This is a genomic window from Lacinutrix venerupis (assembly GCF_001971745.1).
Taxonomy (GTDB): Bacteria; Bacteroidota; Bacteroidia; order Flavobacteriales; family Flavobacteriaceae; genus Lacinutrix; species Lacinutrix venerupis.
This window is the reverse complement of sequence record NZ_CP019352.1, coordinates 496,550-520,605: the sequence shown is the minus strand read 5'-3', so window position 1 is coordinate 520,605 and position 24,056 is coordinate 496,550. Positions and strand designations below refer to the sequence as shown.

Annotated in this window: 27 protein-coding genes; 16 read left to right on the top strand and 11 right to left on the bottom strand. The window is 29.3% G+C overall.

The window, feature by feature from the left end; all coding sequences use genetic code 11:
• Positions 1 to 16 precede the first annotated feature (16 nt).
• Positions 17 to 448: a TerB family tellurite resistance protein gene (locus BWR22_RS02285; protein WP_076731822.1), complete on the bottom strand. Its 432-nt coding sequence runs from the start codon at positions 446 to 448 to the stop codon at positions 17 to 19.
• A 203-nt stretch (positions 449 to 651) separates the two neighbouring features.
• Here BWR22_RS02285 and mfd point away from each other — a divergent pair, with 203 nt between their 5' ends.
• Together mfd and BWR22_RS02275 are read left to right on the top strand one after the other, a co-directional pair.
• Positions 652 to 4,014: a transcription-repair coupling factor gene (mfd, locus tag BWR22_RS02280; protein WP_076731821.1), complete on the top strand. Its 3,363-nt coding sequence runs from the start codon at positions 652 to 654 to the stop codon at positions 4,012 to 4,014.
• Between the two features lie 49 nt (positions 4,015 to 4,063).
• Complete coding sequence (locus BWR22_RS02275) at positions 4,064 to 5,434, top strand: peroxiredoxin family protein (protein WP_083678181.1); 1,371 nt, start codon at positions 4,064 to 4,066, stop codon at positions 5,432 to 5,434.
• A gap of 84 nt (positions 5,435 to 5,518) precedes the next feature.
• Here BWR22_RS02275 and gldD read toward each other — a convergent pair whose 3' ends face one another.
• The 4 genes from gldD to mutY form a co-directional block, all read right to left on the bottom strand.
• Positions 5,519 to 6,118, bottom strand: coding sequence for a gliding motility lipoprotein GldD (gldD, locus tag BWR22_RS02270; RefSeq protein WP_076731820.1), 600 nt, complete (start codon positions 6,116 to 6,118; stop codon positions 5,519 to 5,521).
• A gap of 57 nt (positions 6,119 to 6,175) precedes the next feature.
• Positions 6,176 to 7,480 carry a gliding motility-associated protein GldE gene (locus tag BWR22_RS02265; RefSeq protein WP_076731819.1) on the bottom strand — a complete coding sequence of 435 codons (1,305 nt, stop codon included), beginning with the start codon at positions 7,478 to 7,480 and terminating at the stop codon, positions 6,176 to 6,178.
• Between the two features lie 15 nt (positions 7,481 to 7,495).
• The gene (locus BWR22_RS02260; protein WP_076731818.1) at positions 7,496 to 7,933 is read right to left on the bottom strand and encodes a single-stranded DNA-binding protein; all 438 of its coding nucleotides are present in this window, start codon (positions 7,931 to 7,933) and stop codon (positions 7,496 to 7,498) included.
• A gap of 89 nt (positions 7,934 to 8,022) precedes the next feature.
• Complete coding sequence (mutY, locus tag BWR22_RS02255) at positions 8,023 to 9,063, bottom strand: A/G-specific adenine glycosylase (RefSeq protein ID WP_076731817.1); 1,041 nt, start codon at positions 9,061 to 9,063, stop codon at positions 8,023 to 8,025.
• Positions 9,064 to 9,199: 136 nt separating this feature from the next.
• Between mutY and BWR22_RS02250 the strand changes: the two genes are divergently transcribed.
• The 9 genes from BWR22_RS02250 to BWR22_RS02210 all read left to right on the top strand — a co-directional run bounded on the left by BWR22_RS02250 (position 9,200) and on the right by BWR22_RS02210 (position 16,769).
• Positions 9,200 to 9,490 (top strand): HU family DNA-binding protein, encoded by a 291-nt coding sequence (locus BWR22_RS02250; protein ID WP_055442767.1) that lies wholly within the window; start codon positions 9,200 to 9,202, stop codon positions 9,488 to 9,490.
• A 374-nt stretch (positions 9,491 to 9,864) separates the two neighbouring features.
• On the top strand, positions 9,865 to 11,409 hold the full coding sequence (locus BWR22_RS02245) for an Rne/Rng family ribonuclease (RefSeq protein WP_076731816.1): 1,545 nt from the start codon (positions 9,865 to 9,867) through the stop codon (positions 11,407 to 11,409).
• Positions 11,410 to 11,576: 167 nt separating this feature from the next.
• Positions 11,577 to 12,344: a TatD family hydrolase gene (locus tag BWR22_RS02240; RefSeq protein ID WP_076731815.1), complete on the top strand. Its 768-nt coding sequence runs from the start codon at positions 11,577 to 11,579 to the stop codon at positions 12,342 to 12,344.
• 29 nt (positions 12,345 to 12,373) lie between these two features.
• Positions 12,374 to 13,405, top strand: a complete 1,032-nt coding sequence (locus BWR22_RS02235) for an asparaginase (RefSeq protein WP_076731814.1) — start codon at positions 12,374 to 12,376, stop codon at positions 13,403 to 13,405.
• A 182-nt stretch (positions 13,406 to 13,587) separates the two neighbouring features.
• Positions 13,588 to 14,358, top strand: a complete 771-nt coding sequence (locus BWR22_RS02230) for a MotA/TolQ/ExbB proton channel family protein (RefSeq protein WP_076731813.1) — start codon at positions 13,588 to 13,590, stop codon at positions 14,356 to 14,358.
• A gap of 32 nt (positions 14,359 to 14,390) precedes the next feature.
• Positions 14,391 to 14,843: a hypothetical protein gene (locus BWR22_RS02225; RefSeq protein WP_076731812.1), complete on the top strand. Its 453-nt coding sequence runs from the start codon at positions 14,391 to 14,393 to the stop codon at positions 14,841 to 14,843.
• Between the two features lie 2 nt (positions 14,844 to 14,845).
• A complete protein-coding gene (locus tag BWR22_RS02220; RefSeq protein WP_076731811.1) occupies positions 14,846 to 15,481 on the top strand; it encodes an ExbD/TolR family protein in 636 nt (211 codons plus the stop codon).
• An 18-nt stretch (positions 15,482 to 15,499) separates the two neighbouring features.
• Positions 15,500 to 15,976 carry an ExbD/TolR family protein gene (locus BWR22_RS02215; protein ID WP_076731810.1) on the top strand — a complete coding sequence of 159 codons (477 nt, stop codon included), beginning with the start codon at positions 15,500 to 15,502 and terminating at the stop codon, positions 15,974 to 15,976.
• A gap of 94 nt (positions 15,977 to 16,070) precedes the next feature.
• Positions 16,071 to 16,769, top strand: coding sequence for a porin family protein (locus BWR22_RS02210; protein ID WP_076731809.1), 699 nt, complete (start codon positions 16,071 to 16,073; stop codon positions 16,767 to 16,769).
• Here BWR22_RS02210 and BWR22_RS02205 read toward each other — a convergent pair.
• The gene (locus tag BWR22_RS02205) at positions 16,764 to 17,369 is read right to left on the bottom strand and encodes a hypothetical protein (protein WP_076731808.1); all 606 of its coding nucleotides are present in this window, start codon (positions 17,367 to 17,369) and stop codon (positions 16,764 to 16,766) included. The two genes, BWR22_RS02210 and BWR22_RS02205, sit on opposite strands and share 6 nt — an antisense overlap.
• A gap of 74 nt (positions 17,370 to 17,443) precedes the next feature.
• A complete protein-coding gene (locus tag BWR22_RS02200) occupies positions 17,444 to 18,058 on the bottom strand; it encodes a thioredoxin family protein (RefSeq protein ID WP_076731807.1) in 615 nt (204 codons plus the stop codon).
• 77 nt (positions 18,059 to 18,135) lie between these two features.
• Here BWR22_RS02200 and BWR22_RS02195 point away from each other — a divergent pair, with 77 nt between their 5' ends.
• Genes BWR22_RS02195 through BWR22_RS02185 form a run of 3 tightly spaced genes read left to right on the top strand, consistent with a single transcriptional unit; the run spans position 18,136 to position 19,949 of the window.
• Positions 18,136 to 18,699: a DNA-3-methyladenine glycosylase I gene (locus BWR22_RS02195; RefSeq protein ID WP_076731806.1), complete on the top strand. Its 564-nt coding sequence runs from the start codon at positions 18,136 to 18,138 to the stop codon at positions 18,697 to 18,699.
• Positions 18,665 to 19,279, top strand: a complete 615-nt coding sequence (locus tag BWR22_RS02190) for a hypothetical protein (RefSeq protein ID WP_076731805.1) — start codon at positions 18,665 to 18,667, stop codon at positions 19,277 to 19,279. The genes BWR22_RS02195 and BWR22_RS02190 overlap by 35 nt, the downstream gene beginning before the upstream one ends.
• Positions 19,266 to 19,949 carry a DUF2490 domain-containing protein gene (locus BWR22_RS02185; protein WP_083678179.1) on the top strand — a complete coding sequence of 228 codons (684 nt, stop codon included), beginning with the start codon at positions 19,266 to 19,268 and terminating at the stop codon, positions 19,947 to 19,949. The genes BWR22_RS02190 and BWR22_RS02185 overlap by 14 nt, the downstream gene beginning before the upstream one ends.
• Here BWR22_RS02185 and aat read toward each other — a convergent pair.
• The 3 genes from aat to BWR22_RS02170 form a co-directional block, all read right to left on the bottom strand.
• Positions 19,923 to 20,567 (bottom strand): leucyl/phenylalanyl-tRNA--protein transferase, encoded by a 645-nt coding sequence (aat, locus tag BWR22_RS02180; protein ID WP_076731803.1) that lies wholly within the window; start codon positions 20,565 to 20,567, stop codon positions 19,923 to 19,925. The genes BWR22_RS02185 and aat overlap by 27 nt on opposite strands.
• Positions 20,568 to 20,647: 80 nt before the next feature.
• A complete protein-coding gene (locus tag BWR22_RS02175; RefSeq protein WP_076731802.1) occupies positions 20,648 to 21,022 on the bottom strand; it encodes a DUF3127 domain-containing protein in 375 nt (124 codons plus the stop codon).
• Between the two features lie 43 nt (positions 21,023 to 21,065).
• Entirely contained in the window at positions 21,066 to 21,920 is an 855-nt protein-coding gene (locus BWR22_RS02170) for a flavin reductase family protein (RefSeq protein WP_076731801.1), read from the bottom strand.
• A gap of 164 nt (positions 21,921 to 22,084) precedes the next feature.
• On the opposite strand from BWR22_RS02170, the gene BWR22_RS02165 reads away from it, so the two are divergent.
• Entirely contained in the window at positions 22,085 to 23,251 is a 1,167-nt protein-coding gene (locus BWR22_RS02165; protein WP_076731800.1) for a sensor histidine kinase, read from the top strand.
• Between the two features lie 2 nt (positions 23,252 to 23,253).
• The gene (locus BWR22_RS02160; protein ID WP_076731799.1) at positions 23,254 to 23,607 is read left to right on the top strand and encodes a hypothetical protein; all 354 of its coding nucleotides are present in this window, start codon (positions 23,254 to 23,256) and stop codon (positions 23,605 to 23,607) included.
• Here the strand turns inward: BWR22_RS02160 and BWR22_RS02155 are convergent.
• A complete protein-coding gene (locus BWR22_RS02155) occupies positions 23,588 to 23,977 on the bottom strand; it encodes an HIT family protein (protein ID WP_076731798.1) in 390 nt (129 codons plus the stop codon). The two genes, BWR22_RS02160 and BWR22_RS02155, sit on opposite strands and share 20 nt — an antisense overlap.
• Positions 23,978 to 24,056 lie beyond the last annotated feature (79 nt).

Sequence of the window (24,056 nt, the reverse complement as noted above, 5' to 3'; positions counted from 1 at the left end):
TATTATTAAGAATAACTTATTTATTCATCATTTTAATTTCCTCAATAAAAGTATCAAGATCAACACCATCACTAACTAAAGTAAGTGCTTTATCTACAACGTATTTTACATTCTCTGGATTAAAACCTAAACCAACAGCAATTTTACGTAATAAAATTTCTTCATGATCTCCTTTAATATGATCTACATAAACCATACGAGCTAAATCGTATAAACGCTCTAAACGTCTATCGTAAGATGTTGGAGGATTAATTGGGTGAGACTGGTAGTCTTTTAAAATAGTTTTATAATCGCTTTCTCCAATATCTAAATTGCGTGCCAAACGATCTAAAAATGTTTTTTCTTCATCAGAAATAATCCCATCATCCATCGCTACTCTTACAATTGCTGCAAAATGGTCTTCGTTACGTTTTTTAAATCCGCTATCAAATAAATCTGAAAATGACATATATTTTATTGTTTTAGAGCGGCAAAGATAGTTAATAATAAAATCTTTTTAAAGACTCATTTAATCTTTTTTTTAGACATTTATTTATCATTTTAAATCAATATAAAACATCTCTGTTTAACCATTAGTTAATAGAAAATAATAAAATCTAACTTTCCAATTCTTCAATCTATCCCTTATATTTGCAACTCAATACTAAGTAAGTGAGCAAAACATTAATCTCGCAAACCTATTTAAAGTCTTTGCAACTGCAAAAACTTCAGGATTCTATTACCCAAAAACAACAATTTGACAAAGCGCAACACAACACAAAAACTCATATAAAAGGTTTAGTTGGCTCTGCATTATCATTTGTTATTAGTGAAAGTTTTAAAAACGCTCAAAAACCTTTTTTATTAATTTTTAACGATAAAGAAGAAGCAGCATTTTATCTTAACGATTTTGAACAAATGCTAAATGGCAAAGATGTTCTTTTTTATCCTGGAAGTTATCGTAGACCATATCAAATAGAAGAAACAGACAATGCAAACATATTACTTCGTGCCGAAGTTTTAAACCGCATAAACTCTCAAAAAAAACCAGCTTTAATAGTTACCTATCCAGATGCTTTATTCGAAAAAGTAGTTACCAGAAAAGAACTAGAACGTAATACTCTTAAAATAAATGTTGGAGACGATTTAAATATAGATTTTGTAAACGAAGTTCTTTTTGAATACAAGTTTAAACGCGTAGATTTTGTTACCGAACCTGGAGAGTTTTCTGTAAGAGGTGGTATTGTAGATGTGTTTTCTTTTTCTCACGACGAACCTTATAGAATAGAATTTTTTGGAGATGAAGTCGATAGTATTAGAACATTTGATGTAGAAACTCAACTTTCTAGCGAACAAATAAAAAAGATAGGCATTATACCAAATGTCGAAAATAAATTTTTAGAAGAGTCTCGTGCAAGTTTTCTAAAATACATTGCACAAAAAACTGTTGTTTATACTAAAAATATAGATTTTTTATTTTCTAGAATCGATGAGTTTTTTGGGAAAGCAGAAGATGCTTTTAAAAATTTATCTTCAGACTTAAAACACGCAGAGCCTGAAGAGTTATTTTGCAATTCGGCCTTATTAAAACGCCAATTACTAGATTTTAACGTTGTAGAATTTGGTAGCGAATCCTGGTTAAAAACAGAACAAGCAATCACATTTAACACAACACCACAACCTACTTTTAACAAACAATTTAACCTATTAATAGATAATTTAAACAGTAACCACAATAACGGTTACAAAAATTATATTGCTTGTATTAGCGAACAACAAGCCAAACGTTTTCATGATATTTTTGATGATGTCGAGAGAGATGTACATTACGAAACTATAATAGTTTCATTATATCAAGGTTTTGTAGACCACGATAATAAAATAGTCTGTTACACAGATCATCAAATTTTTGAACGATACCATAAGTTTCATCTTAAAAATGGTTACGCAAAAAAGCAAGCTATTACCCTAAAAGAACTTACAAATCTTGATATTGGAGATTACGTTACACATATAGATCATGGAATTGGTAAATTTGGTGGACTTAAAAAAATTGACGTAGAAGGTAAAAAACAAGAAGCCATTAAATTAGTTTATGGTGAACGCGATATTTTATATTTAAGCATTCATTCGTTACACAAAATCACAAAATTTAATGGTAAAGATGGCAAGCCACCAAAAGTATATAAATTAGGTAGCAAAGCATGGAAAGTACTTAAAGAGAAAACTAAATCTAGGGTTAAACATGTTGCTTTTAATTTAATAAAACTATATGCTAAACGTAAACTAGAAAAAGGTTACCAATACAAACCAGACAGTTATTTACAACACGAATTAGAAGCCTCTTTTATTTACGAAGACACGCCAGATCAAATTACAGCAACTGCAGATATTAAAGCAGATATGGAAAGTGAAAGACCAATGGATCGCTTAATTTGTGGAGATGTTGGTTTTGGAAAAACCGAAGTTGCCATTCGTGCAGCTTTTAAAGCAGTAGATAACGGAAAACAAGTTGCCGTTTTAGTACCAACAACTATATTAGCTTTTCAGCACCATAAAACATTTAGCGAACGTTTAAAAGAATTTCCAGTAACAGTAGATTATGTTAATCGTTTTCGTACAGCAAAGCAAAAGCGAGAAACTTTAGAAAAACTAGAAAAAGGTCACGTAGACATTATTGTAGGCACACATCAACTGGTAAATAAAAATGTAAAATTTAAAAACTTAGGATTACTAATTGTAGACGAAGAACAAAAATTTGGTGTTGCCGTAAAAGAGAAATTAAAAACTCTAAAAGACAATGTAGATGTACTTACCCTAACTGCTACACCTATACCAAGAACACTTCAGTTTAGTTTAATGGCTGCAAGAGATTTATCAGTTATAACCACTCCTCCACCAAACCGATATCCTATTGAGAGTAATGTTATTCGTTTTAACGAAGAAGCTATTAGAGATGCCGTAAGTTATGAGATTCAACGTGGCGGACAGATTTTCTTTATTCATAATCGTATAGAAAACATAAAAGAAGTCGCAGGCATGATACAACGCTTAGTACCAGACGCTAAAATAGGTATTGGTCATGGCCAAATGGATGGTAAAAAATTAGAAGAATTAATGCTCTCTTTTATGGAAGGTGCTTTTGATGTTTTAGTAAGTACTACCATTATAGAAAGTGGTCTCGATGTACCAAATGCAAATACCATTTTTATTAATAACGCCAATAATTTTGGATTAAGCGACTTGCACCAAATGCGTGGTCGTGTGGGACGAAGTAATAAAAAAGCATTTTGCTATTTTATAACTCCAGGTTACGATGCCATGACTCCAGATGCTAGAAAACGTATTCAAGCATTAGAACAATTTACAGCATTAGGTAGTGGTTTTAATATTGCAATGAAAGATTTAGAAATTCGTGGAGCTGGAGATTTACTTGGTGGCGAGCAAAGTGGTTTTATAAACGAAATAGGCTTTGATACATACCAAAAAATATTAAATGAAGCTATTGAAGAATTAAAAGAAAATGAATTTAAAGATTTATATGATGAAGATCTTGAAAACAAAGAATATGTAAAAGATATAACCATAGATAGTGATTTAGAATTACTATTCCCAGACGATTATGTTAATAATATTACCGAAAGACTAAATCTATATACACAACTAAACAACTTTAAAACAGAAGAAGAATTAAATAAATTTGAAACAGAACTAATAGATAGATTTGGTGAGTTACCAACACAAGTTGTAGATTTATTAAATAGCGTTAGGCTAAAATGGATTGCAATAAAATTAGGAATTGAAAAAGTAATAATGAAAAAAGGAAAACTAATTGGTTATTTTATAAACGACCAACAAAGTAATTTCTACCAAAGCCCTAATTTTACAAAACTTTTAAAGTATGTACAACACAATCCACATGCTGGTAAAATGAAAGAAAAACAAACCAGAAACGGTTTACGATTATTACTTACCTTTGATAATATTAAAACTGTAGAACAAGCATTATCCGTACTTAAACCTATTTTAAAATAAAATTCTTTTTGGCAAAGTTTTTGCCTTATTTGATATAAAACAATTAAAAATGATTAGAAAATTACTTTTTTTATTCGCATTACTACCTTCAATGCTATTTGCACAGCATACAATAAAAGGAACTTTTACTCCAGCTGAAAAGTTTAAATTTGCATTTTTATACCGTGTTACTGCAGAAACATCTTTATTTGTCGCTAATGCAGATGTAGCAGAAGATGGTACTTTTGAAATCCCTTTAGATTCTAATACCATTCCAGGAACTTATCGTTTGGTATACGCACAACCGCAGGATCAATTTAATTTTGACTTTTTTGTAAATAATAAAGAAGATATTGTATTAAACTTTGACATAGAAAAAGGTTTAACTTTCGACAAATCTTCAGAAAACAAACTATATACTTCTTATAACAGAAGTATGGCTTTAGTAAACAAAAGCATTCGTAATTATTATAGTTCTGGCAAAGAAGACAAAGCTGGATACACCAAAATTTTTACCATTTTAAAAAATACGCAAGATGAATTTGAAAAAGCTTCGGAAGGCATGATTGCAAACAACTTTATAAAAGCTTGCAAACCATATATTCCAAGTAGTTTAGAAGATGTTTCTACTTTTTCTAAAAATATAAAATCTAATTATTTTTCGAATATAGATTTTGGAAACAAAACATTACAAAACTCTAACTTTTTAATAAAAACAACAATAGATTATGTTATAGGTTTTATAGACCGAAATAATCCTGATGCTTCTTACATGGAAAATATAGATACTGTTGTAAAAGCCATTGGTGATAACCCAAAAATTAAAGCCATTCTATTAGAAATTTTATGGAATCAATTCTCGGTAGAAAATAATGAAGTAGTTGCCAATTATATTGGGTCTAAATATTTATTAAACATTGCAAAAGCTAACAACAATAAAGAATTAGCCAACTCAATTACGCTTTTTAAAAATGCATCTATTGGTAATATTGGACCAGATTTTAATATCGAGGTAAAAGATGAAAACGATAAAATAAAAGTTTCTAAATTAAGTAAATTAGAAGGCTCTAATAACTATTTATTGTTCTTTTGGAGCACGACATGTTCTCATTGTTTAGACGAAATACCACAATTAAAAGAATATATTAAAACAAAGAAAAAGGAAAATATACAAGTTGTTGCTATTGCTTTAGATAACGATTTATACCGTTGGAAAGACATGACTTACGACTATCCAGATTTTCTACATGTTTTTGGAGAAGGTAAATGGGACAACCCAATTGGAGATCAATACAATGTAACAGGAACACCAAGTTATTTTGTGCTAGATAAAGACAAAAAAATTATTGGAAAACCAGAAAACATTAATGAGTTTAAAGCATATTATGAAGCTTTAGAAAAAGCTAACATTAATGCCTCTACAGAAGAAACTAAAAACTAGGTTTTAAAACAAAAGAGCGAAGTATAACACTTCGCTCTTTTATTTTACTATATAAAAATTCATTATTAAATAAGAATTAAAACTTTAATTCTTCCACTCTAAACTCTCCATAATTCTTCTAATATCTTTTTGCAGGTAATTTGCAGCTGGTAAAATAGAATCGTAATTAGGTTTTGCATAAAAATAAAGTGAACCTGTTATAAAATGGTTAATACTATCGGTTACATAAAACTGAGATTGAGATGCTGCATTACCACCAACATCGTAAAACATGCCATAAACTCTTCGTTCTGGATTTTCGTAAACAAATTCTTCAATAACATCTGCTTTTAAAGTATGCTCTTGCGTAAAGTTTTGAGCGTTTTTTAAATAAAGCCTTAATAAATCTTCATTATTTTCTATCGCTTTATACGTAATATAAATAGTTCCTTTAAGTTTTGGGTATTCTATATTAATACCATAACTAGTAGTTTCTCCTTTAAGTGTTTTTGTTTTTAAATTTTGGCCTAAAGCATTTCTATCAAAAGTAAAAGGCATTTTAGTTATATCTTCTGTCTTGTAAATAGCCTCAGGATATTCTAAAGCTAAAAAAGCTTTAGGTTTAGGAGTAGGATCATCTGCGCAGCTTACAAAAAATCCTATAGTTACTATTAGTATAACAATAAATTTATTTATTTCTTTCATATAGTATATAATTGTAGACGTAACACTTTGCGTACTTACAGTCTCAATTTTTGTTAATTAGGGCAATGTAATTTTTACTCGCTTAATTCTTTTTTTATCTAAAGCTTCTATTGTAAAAACGTAATTTTCAAAATTTATTTTACTAGCTTGCCTTGGAAAGCTACCAGAAATTTCAAGAATAAAACCAGCTAATGTTTCGGCTTCTCCCTTATTATCTTCAAAAACAGTTTCCTCTTCAAGTTTTAAAATTTTGTAAAAATCTTTTAAAGCGGTTTTACCTTCAAAAACGTAATTATTATCATCTAATTTAGAATAATGAACATCTTCATCGTCAAACTCATCGCTTAAATCTCCAACTATTTCTTCAATAATATCTTCTAAAGAAACTAAACCAGAAGTACCACCATACTCATCTACAACAACTGCTAAGTGTACTTTCTTTTCTTGAAATTCAGACATTAAATCATCTAATTTCTTATTCTCTGGCACAAAAAATGGATCTCTAAGTAATGTAGTCCAATCAAAATTTTTATTATCTATATGTGGAAGTAAATCTTTTACATATAAAATGCCTTCAATTTTATCTACATTATCTTTATAAACTGGTATTCTAGAATAGCCATTTGCTGTAATTTCGGCTATAACCTCACTATAATCTTGTTCTATATTTAAAGCAAAAATATCTAGTCTTGGTCGCATTACTTGCTTGGTATCTGTATTACCAAAAGATACAATACCTTTTAATATTTTATGTTCTTCTTGCGTAGTATCTTCTTCGCTAGTAAGTTCTAATGCTTGAGATAATTGATCTACACTTAAATTAGATTTTTGTTTTCCAAGTTTGTTATGAATACCAAGCGTTATCGCTCGCATTGGCAAACTTATAGGTGAAAAAATAAAATCTAAAACTTTTAGCGGGTAAGCCATAAAAGTGGCAAACTTTAAATTATTTCTACTTGCATAAACCTTAGGTAAAATTTCTCCAAAGAGTAATATTAAAAATGTTACAACTACAACTTCTAGTATAAATTTTACAATAGGATTGTTAATGCCTTGAAACATAAAATTGCCAAGAAATGCAAAGAGAATTACAATAGCTATATTTATAAAATTATTGGCTACCAAAATGGTTGCTAATAATTTTTTTGGTCGTTCTAAAAGCCTATTTATTATCTGTATGGCTTTACTAGACTGTAACTCTTCTTGATCTAAATCTGTTCTAGTTAAAGAGAATAGAGCAACTTCGGCTCCAGAAATTAATGCCGAGCAAAAAAGCAGTACAAATAGCAATATAAAGCCCGATATGGCAGAAAAATCTATTTCTAAAAAGAGTATTAATAAACGCGTGGGTTCAGGATCCAATGTTATAGGTTTAGTTTAAAATGGTAAATCGTCATCACTAGCAGCTTTTCCAGTTGATTCTATATTATTTTCTACTTGCTGTGTCGGTTGAGCCTGAGCTGTGTTTTGACTATCTTTTTTAGTGCTTAAAAAAGTAAATTCGTTAGCTTGAATTTCTGTACTATATCGATCATTACCTGTATCATCTTGCCATTTTCTAGTCTTTATTCTGCCTTCGATATAAACTTTATCTCCTTTAGTGAGATATTTTTCACAAATTTCGGCCGCTTTATTTCTTACAACAATATTATGCCACTCTACATTTGTTACGCGTTCGTTTGTGCTTTTATTGGTATACGTTTCGTTTGTAGCCAATGGAAAACGACCAACACAACCTCCACCTTCAAAATAGTGCATTTTTACTTCATCTCCCAAATGCCCAATTAGCATAACCTTATTTAACGTTCCCGACATACTTTTTTAATTTATAATGCAAAATTACATATTTACTAAATGATAAAGTTAAATTTAAAAAAAAAGAAAGACTATTAAAACTTAAAATGCTAAAAATTAAATCTTTCTATAAAGTTACCTATTAATATAGGTACTGGAAATTCTATTAGTTTATTTATTGATATTCCTGTAGGCAACACATCGTCTAAAGTTACAACCCAAAACTTAGTATGTAAGTGTTGGTGTGAAAGCTTGTGTACAATTTCTACATCGTTATATAATGACAAGCTAAAACTTTTATCTTTTAAAACTGAAAAATCTTTAAGCCTTTCTTCTATCTCTAAAAAATTAGCGGTCTTTTTTGTTTCAACTAAAGGAAACTGATATAAGTTTTGCCAAATCCCTTTACCTTCACGTTTTTCTAAAACTGTTTTTTTATCTGAAGATAAAATTACAATAAAATTGAAATACTTTTTTTTAACCTTCAAACTTTTTAGCTTGACTGGAAATTCTAATATTTTATTTTTTTGAAGCGCAACACATTTAGTATTAAAAGGACAAATATTACAATCTGGATTTTTTGGTTTGCATTGCCTAGCACCAAACTCCATTATAGCTTGATTAAAAGTTGCAGGCTCTCTTTTATCAATTAGCGTTTCGGCTAAAGCTTTAAACTCTTTAAATCCCTTACTTGTATTAATAGGAGTACTAATGCCATAAATTCTAGACAATGCTCTAAACACATTCCCATCGACTACTGGTGTAATTTCATTAAAACATATAGAAGCTATTGCACTTGCTGTATAATCACCAACTCCTTTTAGTTTTATAATCTCATTATATGTATTAGGAAACTCTCCATTTAATTCATTTACTATATATTTTGCAGATGCATGTAAATTACGTGCTCTAGAATAATAACCTAAACCTTGCCAAAGTTTTAAAACTTGAGATTCTCTTGCTTTAGCTAAATCAAAAACTGTTGGAAATTTAGAGGTAAATTTGACGTAATAAGGAAGACCTTGAGCAACTTGTGTTTGTTGTAAAATAATTTCTGAGAGCCAAATAAAATATGGATTAACAGTATTTCTCCAAGGTAAATCTCTCTTATTTACTGAGTACCAGTTAATTAAATTTTTTGTTATATTCATTTATAGTGCTAGATTCGCAAACAAAAGTAATTCTTTATACCATTAAATTTTAATGAATTAGGTTTGAAATATTGAATATTTAATTCCTATATTTGCCAACCCTTAAGAATTTTAATAACACAAACAAGAAAAGAAAATGACTAAAGCTGATTTAGTAGCAAAAATTTCTGAGAAATTAGGAATAGAGAAAGGAGACGTTCAGGCAACAGTAGAAACATTTATGGAAGAAGTCAAAACATCTTTAGAAGGTGGAGACAATGTTTACTTACGTGGTTTTGGAAGTTTTATCATAAAAACAAGAGCTGAGAAAACAGGTAGAAATATTTCAAAAAATACGACTATTAAAATTCCAGCACATAATATACCAGCATTTAAACCTGCAAAAGTTTTTGTAGAAGGTGTAAAAACTAATGTTGACGTAAAGTAATTTACAACATAAAACGAATTATTAATTTAAAACCAGACATCTTATGCCAAGTGGTAAAAAAAGAAAGAGACACAAGGTTGCAACGCATAAGCGTAAAAAAAGAAGACGCGCTAACCGTCACAAGAAGAAAAAATAATTCAAAAAAGTAGTTTTTATAGCTACTTTTTTGGTTTGTTAAAAACAATGTTCTTTGAAAACGAACTTAACTTAAAACACGTAAAACCTTGCGTGTAGTATAAGTTCTTCGGATTTTTATTAAAATCCTGTGTATGTTTTATTAATTTAAAACATGCTGTTTAGTAAATTTTACTAAACAAAATAATGTATAATCCATCTGTTATGCACCAAGTGTATAATGGATTAAAATTAACAGAATGAATAAAGAATTGATTATCAGATCTAATTCTGACGGTGTTGATTTTGCCTTATTAAAAGATGGAAAACTTATTGAATTACATAAGGAAGAGGATAGTAACAACTTTGCTGTTGGCGATGTGTTTATCGCCAAAATTCGCAAAGCTGTTCCTGGACTAAATGCTGCATTTGTAAATGTAGGTTACGAGAAAGATGCTTTTTTGCATTATCACGATTTAGGCCCAAAAATATCTTCTCTCTTAAAATTCACAAAACGTGTAAGCACAGGTAAATTAAATGACTTTTCATTAAAAGATTTCCCATTTGAAAAAGATATTGACAAAGACGGCAAAATAAACAATGTCATCAAGTCAAATCAATCAATGTTAGTACAAATAGTAAAAGAACCTATATCTACAAAAGGTCCAAGAATAAGCTCAGAGCTTTCTATTGCCGGTAGATATATTGTTTTAGTACCTTTTAGCGATCGTATTTCTATTTCTCAAAAAATAGAAGATAAAGCAGAAAAGGACAGATTAAAACGTTTGGTAAAAAGTATTACACCAAAAGGTTTTGGAGTTATTGTACGAACAGTAGCCGAAGGCAAAAAAGTAGCCGAATTAGACAAAGATTTACAAAACTTGTTAGGTCGTTGGACCGCAATGTGTAAAAAGCTACATAAAGCAAATCATCCTTCTAAAGTACATGGTGAGTTAAATAAAGCCTCTTCAATATTAAGAGATATTTTTAACGACTCCTTTACAGGTATTCAAGTAGACGATGAAGCGCTTTACATTCAAATTAAAGATTATGTGCAAGAAATTGCACCAAAAAAAGAATCAATAGTCAAGTTACATCAATCTAATATTCCAATTTTTGAAAAATTTGGAGTAGATAGACAAATAAAAACCGCATTTGGAAAAACGGTTTCTATGGCTAAAGGTGCCTATTTAGTTATAGAGCATACAGAAGCATTACATGTTATTGATGTAAACAGTGGAAATAGGTCTAACAAAGCCAATTCCCAAGAGGAAACAGCCTTAGAGGTTAATTTAATTTCTGCCACAGAAGTTGCAAGACAACTTCGCCTTCGAGATATGGGAGGCATAATAGTAGTAGATTTTATAGACCAAAACAAAGCTGAAAACAGAAAAAAACTCTACAATCATCTTCGTGATGAAATGAAAGACGACAGAGCCAAACACAAAATATTACCTCCAAGTAAGTTTGGTTTGATTCAAATTACAAGACAAAGAGTTCGACCAGAAATGAACATTAAAACCAGAGAAGAAAACCCTAATGGTAATAATGGTGAAGAAGTTGAAGCACCAATAGTATTGGTACAAAAAATTTCTCAAGATGTAGAACGCTTATTCAAAAAAGACTATAAAAAGTTAACTTTAAACACACATCCTTTTATAGCAGCCTTTTTAACAAAAGGCTTTCCATCTATTCGTTCAAAATGGTTTTTTGAACACAAAAAATGGGTAAAAATACAACCTAGAGATGCTTACACATATTTAGAATATCATTTTTTAGATAAAAATGGTAAAGAAATTAAATAAAAAAAAGCCACAACGTTTGTTGTGGCTTTTTTAGTTTAAAACAATTCTTTAAAAAAATATTAAAACATCATATTTTGAGTCTTAAAATATAAACAACTAACTTTATAGCCTCTAAACAAAGTTTATATTTATTAAAACTTCTTAATCTATTTTAGTAAAATTTAAGAATGGTTATTACAGATACACACACACATTTATATAGCGAAGCATTTGATGAAGACAGAGCAGAAATGATGCAACGCACATTAGAAGCAAACATCTCTAGGTTATTTATTCCTGCAATAGACTCTACTTACACTGCGTCTATGCTAAAATTGGAAAAAGACTATCCAGAAAATATTTTTTTAATGATGGGTTTACACCCAACACATGTAAAAGAAAATTATAAAGAAGAATTAGAGCATGTAGAACAAATGCTAAAACAACATAAATTTTATGCTGTAGGTGAAATTGGGATAGATTTATATTGGGATAAAAGCACTCTGCCCATTCAACAAGAAGCCTTTAGACACCAAATAAAATTAGCAAAAAAACATAAATTACCAATTGTTATTCATTGTCGTGAAGCTTTCGATGAAATTTTTGAAATTTTAGAAGATGAAAAAAGCGATGATCTTTTTGGAATTTTCCATTGTTTTACCGGTACAATAGAGCAGGCACAACAAGCAATATCTTACAACATGAAATTGGGAATTGGTGGTGTTGCAACCTTTAAGAACGGGAAAATAGATAAATTTTTAAATAAAATAGATTTAAAACATATTGTTTTAGAAACCGATTCTCCATATTTAGCACCAAAACCTTTTCGTGGAAAACGCAATGAAAGCAGCTACATTATTAAAATAATAGAAAAGCTATCTGAAATCTATAACATTTCGGAAGAGAAAATCGCCGAAATTACAACAGAAAACTCTAAAGCTATTTTTGGTATTTAGCAAAAACAACAATCCTAAAAATAAAACAATTGACAAAATCAATTCCAAACATACTCCTTATATATACTGGTGGAACAATTGGTATGATAAAAGATCCAGAAACTGGAGCTTTACGAGCTTTTGATTTCGACAATTTATTAATTCGTATTCCAGAATTAAAACTTTTAGACTGTAATATTGAAACATTTTCTTTTAAAACTCCAATAGATTCTAGCAATATGGAGCCAAAGTATTGGATAGAAATTGCAGAAATAATTGAAAATAATTATGATAATTTTGATGGATTTGTTGTCCTACACGGAAGCGATACCATGAGTTATACAGCATCTGCGCTAAGTTTTATGCTAGAGCATTTAGCAAAACCAGTAGTCTTTACGGGATCTCAACTGCCAATTGGAGACTTACGCACCGATGCAAAAGAAAACCTAATCACCTCTATACAAGTAGCCTCTTTACAGCATTACAATAAACCAATAATTAAAGAGGTATGTTTATATTTTGAATACAAATTATATAGAGCTAATAGAACAACTAAAATAAACGCAGAGCATTTTGAGGCTTTTGCAAGTTTAAACTATCCAGATTTAGCAGAGTCAGGAGTACATTTAAAAGTAAATAACGAAGCATTATTTAAACCTAATCCTAGAAAAAAACTAGTTGTCCATAAAAATTTAGATAAAAATATCGCTTTAATAAAATTATTTCCAGGCATATCAGAGCAACTATTAAATTGTATTTTCAATACACCTAACCTTAAAGGTGTAATTTTAGAAACATACGGAGCTGGAAATTGCACTACAGAAGATTGGTTTATTTCCCTAATAAAGGAAACTGTAAAAAAAGGAATTCATATTATTAACATAACCCAATGCTCTGGTGGAAGTGTTATGATGGGACAATATGAAACAAGCGAAAAATTAAAAAGAATAGGGATAATTTCTGGAAAAGACATTACAACAGAAGCCGCAGTAAGTAAATTAATGTATTTATTAGGACAAGATATTTCTCATAACTTGTTTAAAACCATATACGAAACTGCTTTAAGAGGAGAAATGGCTTAAAATTAACGGTCAAAATTTGAGTCTTAATTTTTTTTTCTTTTAATTTGAAACCAGGAAATTAAAATAAAGTAGATGTGCGCTAGGAATAAAATTCTAAAAGCACTGTAAATATTTTAGTTTTTAATTCCTTTTTTTTTATATCTTTAACACTTTAACTAATTAATAAAATTAAGATCAAAAACATGAAAAGATTATTTTCTATCCTAGCCATAGTATTTTTAATGGCATTTGGCACAGCTAATGCAACTACAAACGCAGCTACAGTTGCTGCAGCAGTTGCAACTACTCAAGATGCAGCACAAGACGATGCGGCAGAACCAGAATTAACATTCCACCAAGAGCTTAAAAAGCGTTTTATTGAAGGTGGTCCAGGTTTCATGGGTATTGTATTATTATGTTTAATTCTAGGTTTAGCAATAGCTATCGAGAGAATTATCTTTTTAAACTTATCGTCTACAAATACTAAAAAACTAACTCAAAATGTTGAAGACGCACTACAATCTGGTGGTATTGAAGCAGCAAAAGAAGTTTGTAGAAATACAAAAGGTCCTGTAGCATCTATTTTCTATCAAGGTTTAGATAGAGCAGATGACAGCTTAGAATCTGCTGAAAAAGCTGTTGTAGCTTACGGTGGAGTACAAATGGGACAATTAGAGAAAAACGTATCATGGATATCTTTATTCATCGCATTAGCACCAATGCTTGGATTCATGGGAACAGTAATCGGGATGATTCAAGCCTTTGATAAAATTCAATCTGCAGGTGGAATGGATGCAACGTTAGTAGCAGGTGGTATTAAAGTAGCCTTATTAACAACTGTATTTGGTCTTATTGTAGCAATTATATTACAGATTTTTTACAATTATATCGTAGCAAAAATTGATAGTATTGTTAATGACATGGAAGATTCTTCTATCACTTTAATGGATATGTTATCGAGATACAAGAAATAGAGTATTAACTAATTTTAAAACTAAAACAGATTATGCACAAGATTTTAAAAATAGTTGTAGCCGTATTAAGTTTAATTGGTATTATATCATTATTCAGAATTATTGCTAAAGGTGAAGAAGAAGTAAAAGGCCTAGCTGCGGCAGGAGATACTTCTTTACTTGAGCCAATGGCATGGATTGCTTATATTATACTAGCATTAACATTAGCATTAGTAATTTTCTTTGTTATCACAAATTTATTTGGTGGTGGTAGCAACATTAAAAACACTTTAATAGGTGTTGGTGCTTTTGCTCTTGTATTAATTATAGGATACGCAGTTTCTGGAGGAGATCCTTTAGTAGGCGAAGTATACGCTTATGATGGTGTTATGGCTACAGAAACCGAATCAAGATTTGTAGGAGCTGGCTTAATGGCTTTTTATATATTAAGTATTGTTGCTATTTTAGCAATGATATTCTCAGGAGTTAAAAAAATAACTAAATAATTATGGCAAAAAGATCAGCACCAGAAGTTAATGCAGGCTCTATGGCTGACATTGCCTTCTTATTACTTATATTCTTTCTAGTAACAACAGACATCGCAACAGATTCTGGTTTAAGTAGAAAGTTACCACCTTGGGAAGAAGACACTCAAGAACCTGTTATTATTAAGGAAAAAAATATTTTTGCTTTAACATTAAACAGTAATAATGAAATTTTACTAACCTCTGGAGGAGATTCAGAAGTTGTTGCACTTAAAGATTTAAGAGCTGCTACAGTAAAATTTTTAGATAATGGTGGAGGTGAAGGAAAAGATGCTTGTAAAAGATGTAAAGGAGCTGGTGACCCAGCATCTTCAGATAATTTACAAAAAGCAGTAATTTCTTTAGCTAACGATAGATTAACAGATTATAAAACTTATATAGCTGTACAAAATGAAATTTTAGCAGCTTATAACGAAATAAGAAATCGTGAGTTTAAAAGAGATTATCCTAATTTAGAAATGAATTTTGTTGAAGCTACAGCAATGTACCAAGATCCAGTTACTGAGCCTAAAGTAAGAGAGAATTTAAAAGAGAAATTAGAAGCAATTAAATTAATTGTTCCTCAAAAATTCTCTGAGGCTGAAGCAAAACGAGATTAACAAAATAACATAAACACTATGTCTAAATTTAAAAAGAAAAAAGATGGAGGTTTACCTCCAATTTCAACAGCATCTTTACCAGATATTGTATTTATGCTTCTGTTTTTCTTTATGGTTGCTACAGTAATTAAAGAGGATAATTTAAAAATCCAGAATCAATTACCAAAGGCTAATCAAATTGAAAAATTAGATAAAAAGAAACCTATAAGTTATATATATATTGGAAAACCAAGTCCTAATTATGTAGATACTTATGGAACTGAAGATAGAATACAATTAAACGATAAACTGCAAAGCGTTAAGGAAGTTCAAGCATTTATTGCTGCTGAACGAGCTGCCTTAGCAGAAGAATTAGTGCCTACACTTACTGTATCTCTAAAAGTAGATAAAGATGCAAAAATGGGAGTGTTAACAGATGTTAAGCAAGAATTACGTAAAACTAATGCGCTTAAAATAAATTATACTACCAAAAAAGGTGATGCACTTACTAATTAGTAAAAATTATTCTTAATTTTATAAAAAGGCGTTTTGAAATTTTCAAAACGCCTTTTATTTGTCTTAAACCTTCCTATTTTATTATCTTGTAAATATGAAACCATTATTACTATTCTTATGTTTATGTTTTGCTTCTTCCTATGCACAAGAAGAGTTAAGCGATAATACAGAAATAATAGATTCTCTATATAAAGAAGATCAGTTTTATTTTGGATTAACATATAACTTAATTGGAAAAATACCATCAGGATTATCTCAAAGTGGTTTTTCTGGAGGATTTCACTTTGGTTATACTAAAGACATGCCAATTAATAAAAGACGAAACAAAGCTTTTGGTATTGGTTTAGGTTTATCTATTAACTCGTTTAATCAAAACCTTCAAATATTGGAAGACAATAAAGGAGACAATACATTTACAATTATTAATAAAGATGAAATTTCCTTTACAAAAAATAAGTTTTCAACCTATATGGTTGAAATGCCAATAGAATATAGATGGAGAACATCTACCGCTACAGAATATAAATTTTGGCGTATCTACACAGGTTTTAAATTAGGATATGTACTTATTAATAGCAGTAAATATGAAGGTGCACCTAATGATATTAAATTAAATAACATAGATGCTATAAACGACTTACAGTATGGTTTAACTTTAGCTGCAGGATATAATACATGGAACTTTTATTTATATTATGCATTAAATCCTATTTTTAATGATAAAGCTAAAATAGATGGTAATGTTATTGATGCTAATGCCATAAAAATTGGCTTAATGTTTTACATATTATAACCAATATTGAAAAACCATTAACTGTGGAACTAAACCAATAAAAAAACCAAAAATTAGTTCTGTATTACTATGTGCTTTTAAATGTAATCTAGAAGTTGCTATAGCTCCAGCAATTAAACAAAATAAAGCTAAAGAACCATTTAAATTTTTGCCAAAATGTACAGAAATACCAATGGCGAACATTATAACTCCTGCAATAGCAATCATGTGAATACTTGCTTTAAATTTTAATATAGCTAATACCAAACAAATAATATTAGAAATTAAAATACCAATAAAGAAAAAGTATAACTCAATTATTTGATTGGAAGGTAAAACACGCAATAATATCAAAATACATATAATTACATTCAATATTAAAGGAATTATTCGCTCCTTAGTTGTTTCAAGATAAATAGACTTAGTTTTTCCTATTGTTTTAAGTAAAAAATAAAGTAAAATTGGTAATATTATAGTAAGTATGCTAAGAGAAATAAGTTTTGCTTCTATAATATCTCTTGGCAAAAACCTAGGAGATTTAGAAAAATAGAAAACAACACCTAAAACAGGCATTATAATAGGATGAAAGATAAAAGATATACTTTTTATAAGCCAATTCATTAAACTTGTTGCTTTTTAATCAAAGATAAAAAATATAGTAGCTCTTTTATAATAGCCAACTCAATATCTTTAAATTATAAAAAAGCAACTAAATCTTCTATAACATTTTGACCTTTATCTTTATTATACCAATGTTGTAATTCTTCTTTAAATTCTGGTGTTAATGTACCATGCTCTTTTTTATAATCATTAACTAACTTAGTAGCTTTACTAGGTCTAGGACCAAAAGAACTTATTACTTTATTTGTTAAGTTATCAATCATAACTAATTTTGGGATAGATTGTCCGCCATTAGTTAAAAACTGATTCATTAAAGCCTTATTTTCATCTCTTAACACTACTTTATAATCAATATTATCGTTTAATTCTGCAACCTTATTTATTACAGGCATAATATGGGCAGCATCTCCACACCAACTCTCGGTTAAAACTAACCATGTTTGATTTAATGTTGAATTAGATATTTTTTCTTTATCAGCTTCAGAAACTTTTACGGTTTTATCCCAACGTTTCATACGCTTATTATTTAACATAGTATAGTTTACCAAATTATCTGCTTGGTTGAGACCTGTAGTGGCATTATTTTCTACAAGGTTTTTAACTAAATCTCTATATTCTTGATAGGTTATAGATTTTTCTAAACTATCTTTTATTATCGCTTTTAAATCTGTATTTTGTAGTGTTTCCATAGTGTAAAATTACTATTACATTTGTAATTATTTAGTAACAGTTGTTACATTAGTGGTGTAAATTTAAAATCCTTACAATGTCAGAGCATAAATGTGGTTGGTGTATTGGAGATAAGTTATATGAATCTTATCATGATAATGAATGGGGAGTCCCGGTTTATAATGACCATCAATTATTCGAGTTTTTAATTCTTGAAACTTTTCAAGCTGGATTAAGCTGGATTACTATTTTACGCAAACGTGAAAATTTTCGTGAAGCTTTCGATTTTTTCGATTATAAAAAAATAGCCAATTATAACGAAGATAAAAAAGCAAGTTTATTACAAAACGCTGGTATAATTAGAAACAAATTAAAAATAAATGCAACCATTACAAATGCTCAATTATATATAGAAATTCAAAAAGAGTTTGGAAGTTTTAGCAAATATATATGGGCTTTTGTAGATGGAAAACCAATAAAAGGTAAAGTAATAAATTACAAAAAAGCTCCTGCCAATACACCTTTAAGCGACGCCATAAGTAAAGACCTAAAAAAAAGAGGTTTTAAGTTTGTTGGCAGTACTGTTGTATATGCTTTTATGCAAGCCATAGGAATGGTTAATGATCATGAAATTAACTGTTTTAGATATGATGAAGTCTAAAAACATACTTGTATTGCTTTTATTGCTTTCCTCTTTTTGTTTTTCTCAAACAAAAAATGAAAAAGAAGAAAGAATACTGCAAAAAAACTTTCCAGAAAAAACAAGTTTAAGTGTTGCTCTTATTAAACTTAAATCCAAGCGCATTTTATTTTATAAAGAAACCAACAACACAAAAATAAGTTTCGAAACAAAATTCAAATTTAATAAACACCATTATAGTATAGAGTTTTCTGAAAACGGGACTTTAGAAGATGTAGAAAAAACATTAAAAAAGAAAGAGATAAAAAAATTATTAAAAAATGATTTAAACAAAATTGAAACATTTTTCAATAAAAATTATGATAAATGGAGTTTAAAAAAAGTCCAAAAACAATACATTTTTTATGCCAAAACAAAGCAACATATATTTATTAATAACATACTAAAAAACGAAGAAGATAGTGCGTTTAATTTTGAAATTATTGCCGAAGTAAAAGAAAAAAAATCCTATAGCTTAAAGGAGTTTTTATTTGATAATAAAGGAAATCATTTATCAACAAAAAATATTGCAACCTCTTCTTATGGGCATGTATTATATTAAATTAAATATAACTATTGTACTTTTTCTTTTGGGCTGTACAACTACTAAAGCTCAAAATTATTTTTCTTCTTTAGGAGAACATGAAATTAGTGTTAACCATAAAGTTTCAGGTTTATATAATTATAATTTTAGTATTTCCACACGACATTATATTTATAATGATGCACAGTTTATAAATAATGTCAGACAACTTGATTTTAAACATTTCTCTACTTACAATTTAAGCTTAAATAATAGTATTAGTTTTGGTTTTCAATACCGAAATAGAGACTGGTTTGAAACTTCTGAAAATGAAATAAGATTAACACAACAATTTAATACTAAAAGAAAAATACGGGCTTTAAGATTGGGCCACAGAATTAGAGCAGAACAACGCATTCAAAAATCTAAAACAGTTCATAGATTTAGGTACCGTTGTGCTTTAGATTTCCCTTTAAACGGAGAAAAAATAGATATAGGCGAAACGTATATTGTTGCTTCAAACGAAGCACTGTACAGCATATCTAAAAGTACAAAACCTGAATTAGATTATAGAATAACATCACAAATTGGCTGGTTATTTTCTGCAAAACTAAAATTGCAATTTGGTTTAGAATATAGGTTTGAAGCGTTAAATGTAAAAAAAGATCAAAAGTTACATGTTTTAACTTCGGCTGTTTTCAAGATTTAAAATAGATAAAAATTCTTGTCTAGAGATGTCCTTAGCACCCAAACTTTCTAAATGGCTTGTATAAACCTGGCAGTCTATTAAATTATAATCTGTGTTTTTAATAAATGTTATAAATGCTGCTTTACTAGCATTACTCTCTTTTGCAAACATACTTTCTCCGCAAAAAACTCCATTGTTTAAATCTACACCATAAAAACCTCCTACAAGTTTATTATCTCTCCAAACCTCAACAGACTTTGCAAATCCATGTTCATGCAAATTACAATAAGCTTCTAGCATATTATTAGTAATCCAAGTTCCAGCTTGCCCACTACGCTTGGCATTTGCACATTCTGTAATAACAGATCTAAAATCTTTATTTATAGTAATTTCAAAATCACAATTTCTAAGAAATTGCTTCATACTTTTTGAAACTTTTAACTCTTTTGGAAAAAGTACAAATCTAGGATTTGGCGACCACCATAAAATAACTTCATCTTTATTAAACCAAGGAAAAATACCGCTTCTATATGCTAATAATAATCGTTCTAAAGACAAATCACCACCAATTGCAAGCAAACCTTCTTCGTCTGCTTTTTGTACATCTGGGAATAATATATTTTGGTTTAAAACGTGCATATGATGCTAAAATAAAAAAACCTCAATGAAATTAAACATTGAGGTTAAATTGATAAGATTTCTGCATGTGCAGGAATATATTAAAAAGGTAAATCGTCGTGATCTTCTTCTTTTAAATCTGTAGCTGGCTCAAAAGCTGCAGCTGGAGGAGTTTCTGGCATTCCAGCAGGTGCTCCCGATTGTACTCCTTCTATTCTCCATCCTTGAATTGAGTTAAAATATTTAACTTCTCCTTGAGGATTTGTCCATTCTCTTCCACGTAAATTAATGTTTACTTTCACATCTTGCCCAACATTGTAGTTGTTTAATAAGTCTGTTTTATCTTGAACAAACTCAATCATTATGTGTTGTGGGTATTGCTCTTCTGTTGTAACAACTAATTCTCTTTTTCTAAAACCGTTGCTTCCAAAAGTTTGTGTTTCTCCAATTAATTTTACTTTACCTTGTACTTCCATTGTCTATATAATTATTAAATATTCGTCTAATTTAATCGTGTTATTACGATAACAGCACTTTCCAAGCGCTTTCTACATCTCCAAAACTAAGCAAATTCTGTGCCTTTTTATGTTTTTCGATTTCATTTAATGTAATATTGTCATGCATATTTACATATGCTTTAATCTCTGCTTTAGTTGGTAGTGTTTCAACATTACCTAATAAACCTAAATCGTTTCCTGTTAAAATATTACTATTTCTAATATTTTCTGGTAATGCATCTACTCCAATTCCTAAAGTTGAAAGTGGTTTTGGAATTTCAAAAAAACCAGCTTTTGCTCTACTGTAATAACTTCCGCCAGCACGAGAGACTAAATCTAATTTTTCTTGATCTATACTACCATTTTCATTTAAAACTTCATCATTAATATGAAGCTTTACAACTTCACAAATAATTAAATTACCTGCTCCACCTTCTGTTCCTAACTTTACAATATTATTAACCTTGCACTCAAATTGAACAGGTGACTCCGCAACACGAAATGGTTTTACAATATCACTTTTTAACATTGTTAAACCTGCTTTTTCAAACTCGTTTACACCTGCAGCATATTCTGTACTACTTAGTGACATTTGTTGTACTATATCGTAATTCACAACATTTATTACCACTTCTTTTGTGTTTTCTGCATTTTCCAATGTATGTTTTGTTGTATTATCTCTAACACGACGTGCTGGAGAAAAAATCATTATTGGTGGATTTGCACTAAACACGTTAAAAAAACTAAATGGCGACAAATTTGGGTTCCCATTAGCGTCTATAGTACTAGCAAACGCTATTGGTCTAGGCGCTACAGCACTTAATAAATAACCATGTAGTTTTGCTGTAGATATGTCTTTAGGTTTAAAAGATGTCATTAACACTTAAATTTTTAACAAATGTAGACATAATGTGTTTTAACTAAAAACACATTTGTACTCTTATTATACAATATTATTAACAACTTTGCATTATATACTTTTTAAGTATCTTTCGCTTCTAATAAGTAATATACTTATTTTTAAAACTTTTAAAATATTATATGTTTCTCGAAAAAAACAGACAACTTGTTCGTTGGATAATGATTATAGCTTCGTTTGCTATTATCTCTCTAATTCTATGGAATACTTATACTTTTTTTCAAAAGTTTAAAAATGAAGAACGTGCTAAAATGGCTATTTGGAGTGCAGCACAGGTTGAGTTTCAAAGAAGTCTTTTAACAGATGATGTTAATCCATTGGTTGATAAAATCATTTTATCGGATAGTTTAACACCAAAAATTGTAATTAATAATGATGGCGATATAAATACCGTAAATATTAATGAAAGAAAATTAAAAGATTCAATTTATATTAAAAATTTAATTCTTCAGTTTGAAAAACAAAACAAACCAATTGAGCTTACTTATATAGATCCACAAACAAACAAAAAAATTAATGTTGGTAATTTGTATTATGGAGATTCTGAAATTTTAAACAAATTAAAATACTATCCATTAGCTTTATTATTAATTATTTTTTTATTTGGAGCTGTTGTTTATTTCTTTTACCGTAGTTCTAAAATTGCAACACAGAACAAATTGTGGTCTGGTATGGCTAAGGAAACAGCACACCAAATAGGTACACCGTTATCTTCTTTAATTGGTTGGACTGAAATTTTAAAAACCGAAAACACTAATCCGGACTATATTAAAGAAATTGAAAAAGACATAGATAGACTCCAAACAATAACAGAACGTTTTAGTAAAATTGGATCAATTCCAACTTTGGAGAAGGTTGATATTGTTAAAGAAACATTAGAGACTTATAATTATTTAAAATCTAGATCTTCTAAACTTATAAACTTTACTTTAAAGTTGCCAAAAGATCCAATTTACGTAAATTTGAATCCGCAATTATACAGTTGGACCATCGAAAATTTAGTTAAAAATGCTATAGATGCCATGAAAGGTAAAGGCGATTTAACCATTGTTATGACTCAGTTAGAAAATAAGGTAAAAATTAATATTATAGACACAGGTAAAGGATTAACTAAAAGCCAGTTTAAAACTGTTTTCGAGCCTGGATATACTACAAAAAAACGTGGTTGGGGATTAGGCTTATCTCTAGCAAGACGTATTGTTGAAGACTTTCATGATGGAAAAATTAAAGTTGCACAATCTCAAATTGGTAAAGGAACAATAATGCAAATTGCGTTTAAAACCATTTAATTATGAGTGAAAAGTTAATAACCGTTAAATCTGTTTCTTTAAACAATAATTGTCCAGAATGTTTTAATAAAGAAGGTTTAGAGCTTACTTTTAAACAACGTTTTATTGAAACTAAGCTTTACAAATCTATCACTCAAGATATTTCTACCCAAATGTTTTGTAATACTTGTAATACAGAAATTTATCCTGTACGTTGGACCGAGGATATTGAGCGTGTTTATAATTACCAAATGAAAGCTTTTAAACCCAAAAAAGCATCTAAAAAGTATAAGTCCTTATTTTGGATTATCTTAGGAATAGTAGCCGTATTGTTACTAGCTGCAGGAGTTTTAGCTTTTATAAATTTGCCTGAATAGCTTTTGCTAAAGCTTCAAATTCTTGTTTTTCTAAAGCTACTTTTTTAGTAAAACGAGCATCGTCCATAGAGTTTAAAGGTATTAAATGTACATGAACATGTGGCACTTCTAAACCAATTACAGACATACCAACACGTAAACAAGGTACTGTTTTTTCTAAAGCGATAGCAACTTGCCTAGAAAATTCCATTAATTTACCATATTCTATTTTTTCTAAATCGAAAATCTTATTTGTTTCCTTTTTAGGGATACATAAAGTATGTCCAATAGCATTTGGATTTATATCTAAAAAAGCTAAAAACTCTTCGGTTTCTGCTACTTTATAACATGGTATTTCTCCGTTTACAATTTTTGTGAATAATGTTGGCATAACTTTATATTTAAGAATTAAAGATAAAAAAAGATTCCTGCTAAACTGAAATTTATTTCAGAATAAACAGGAATATTAT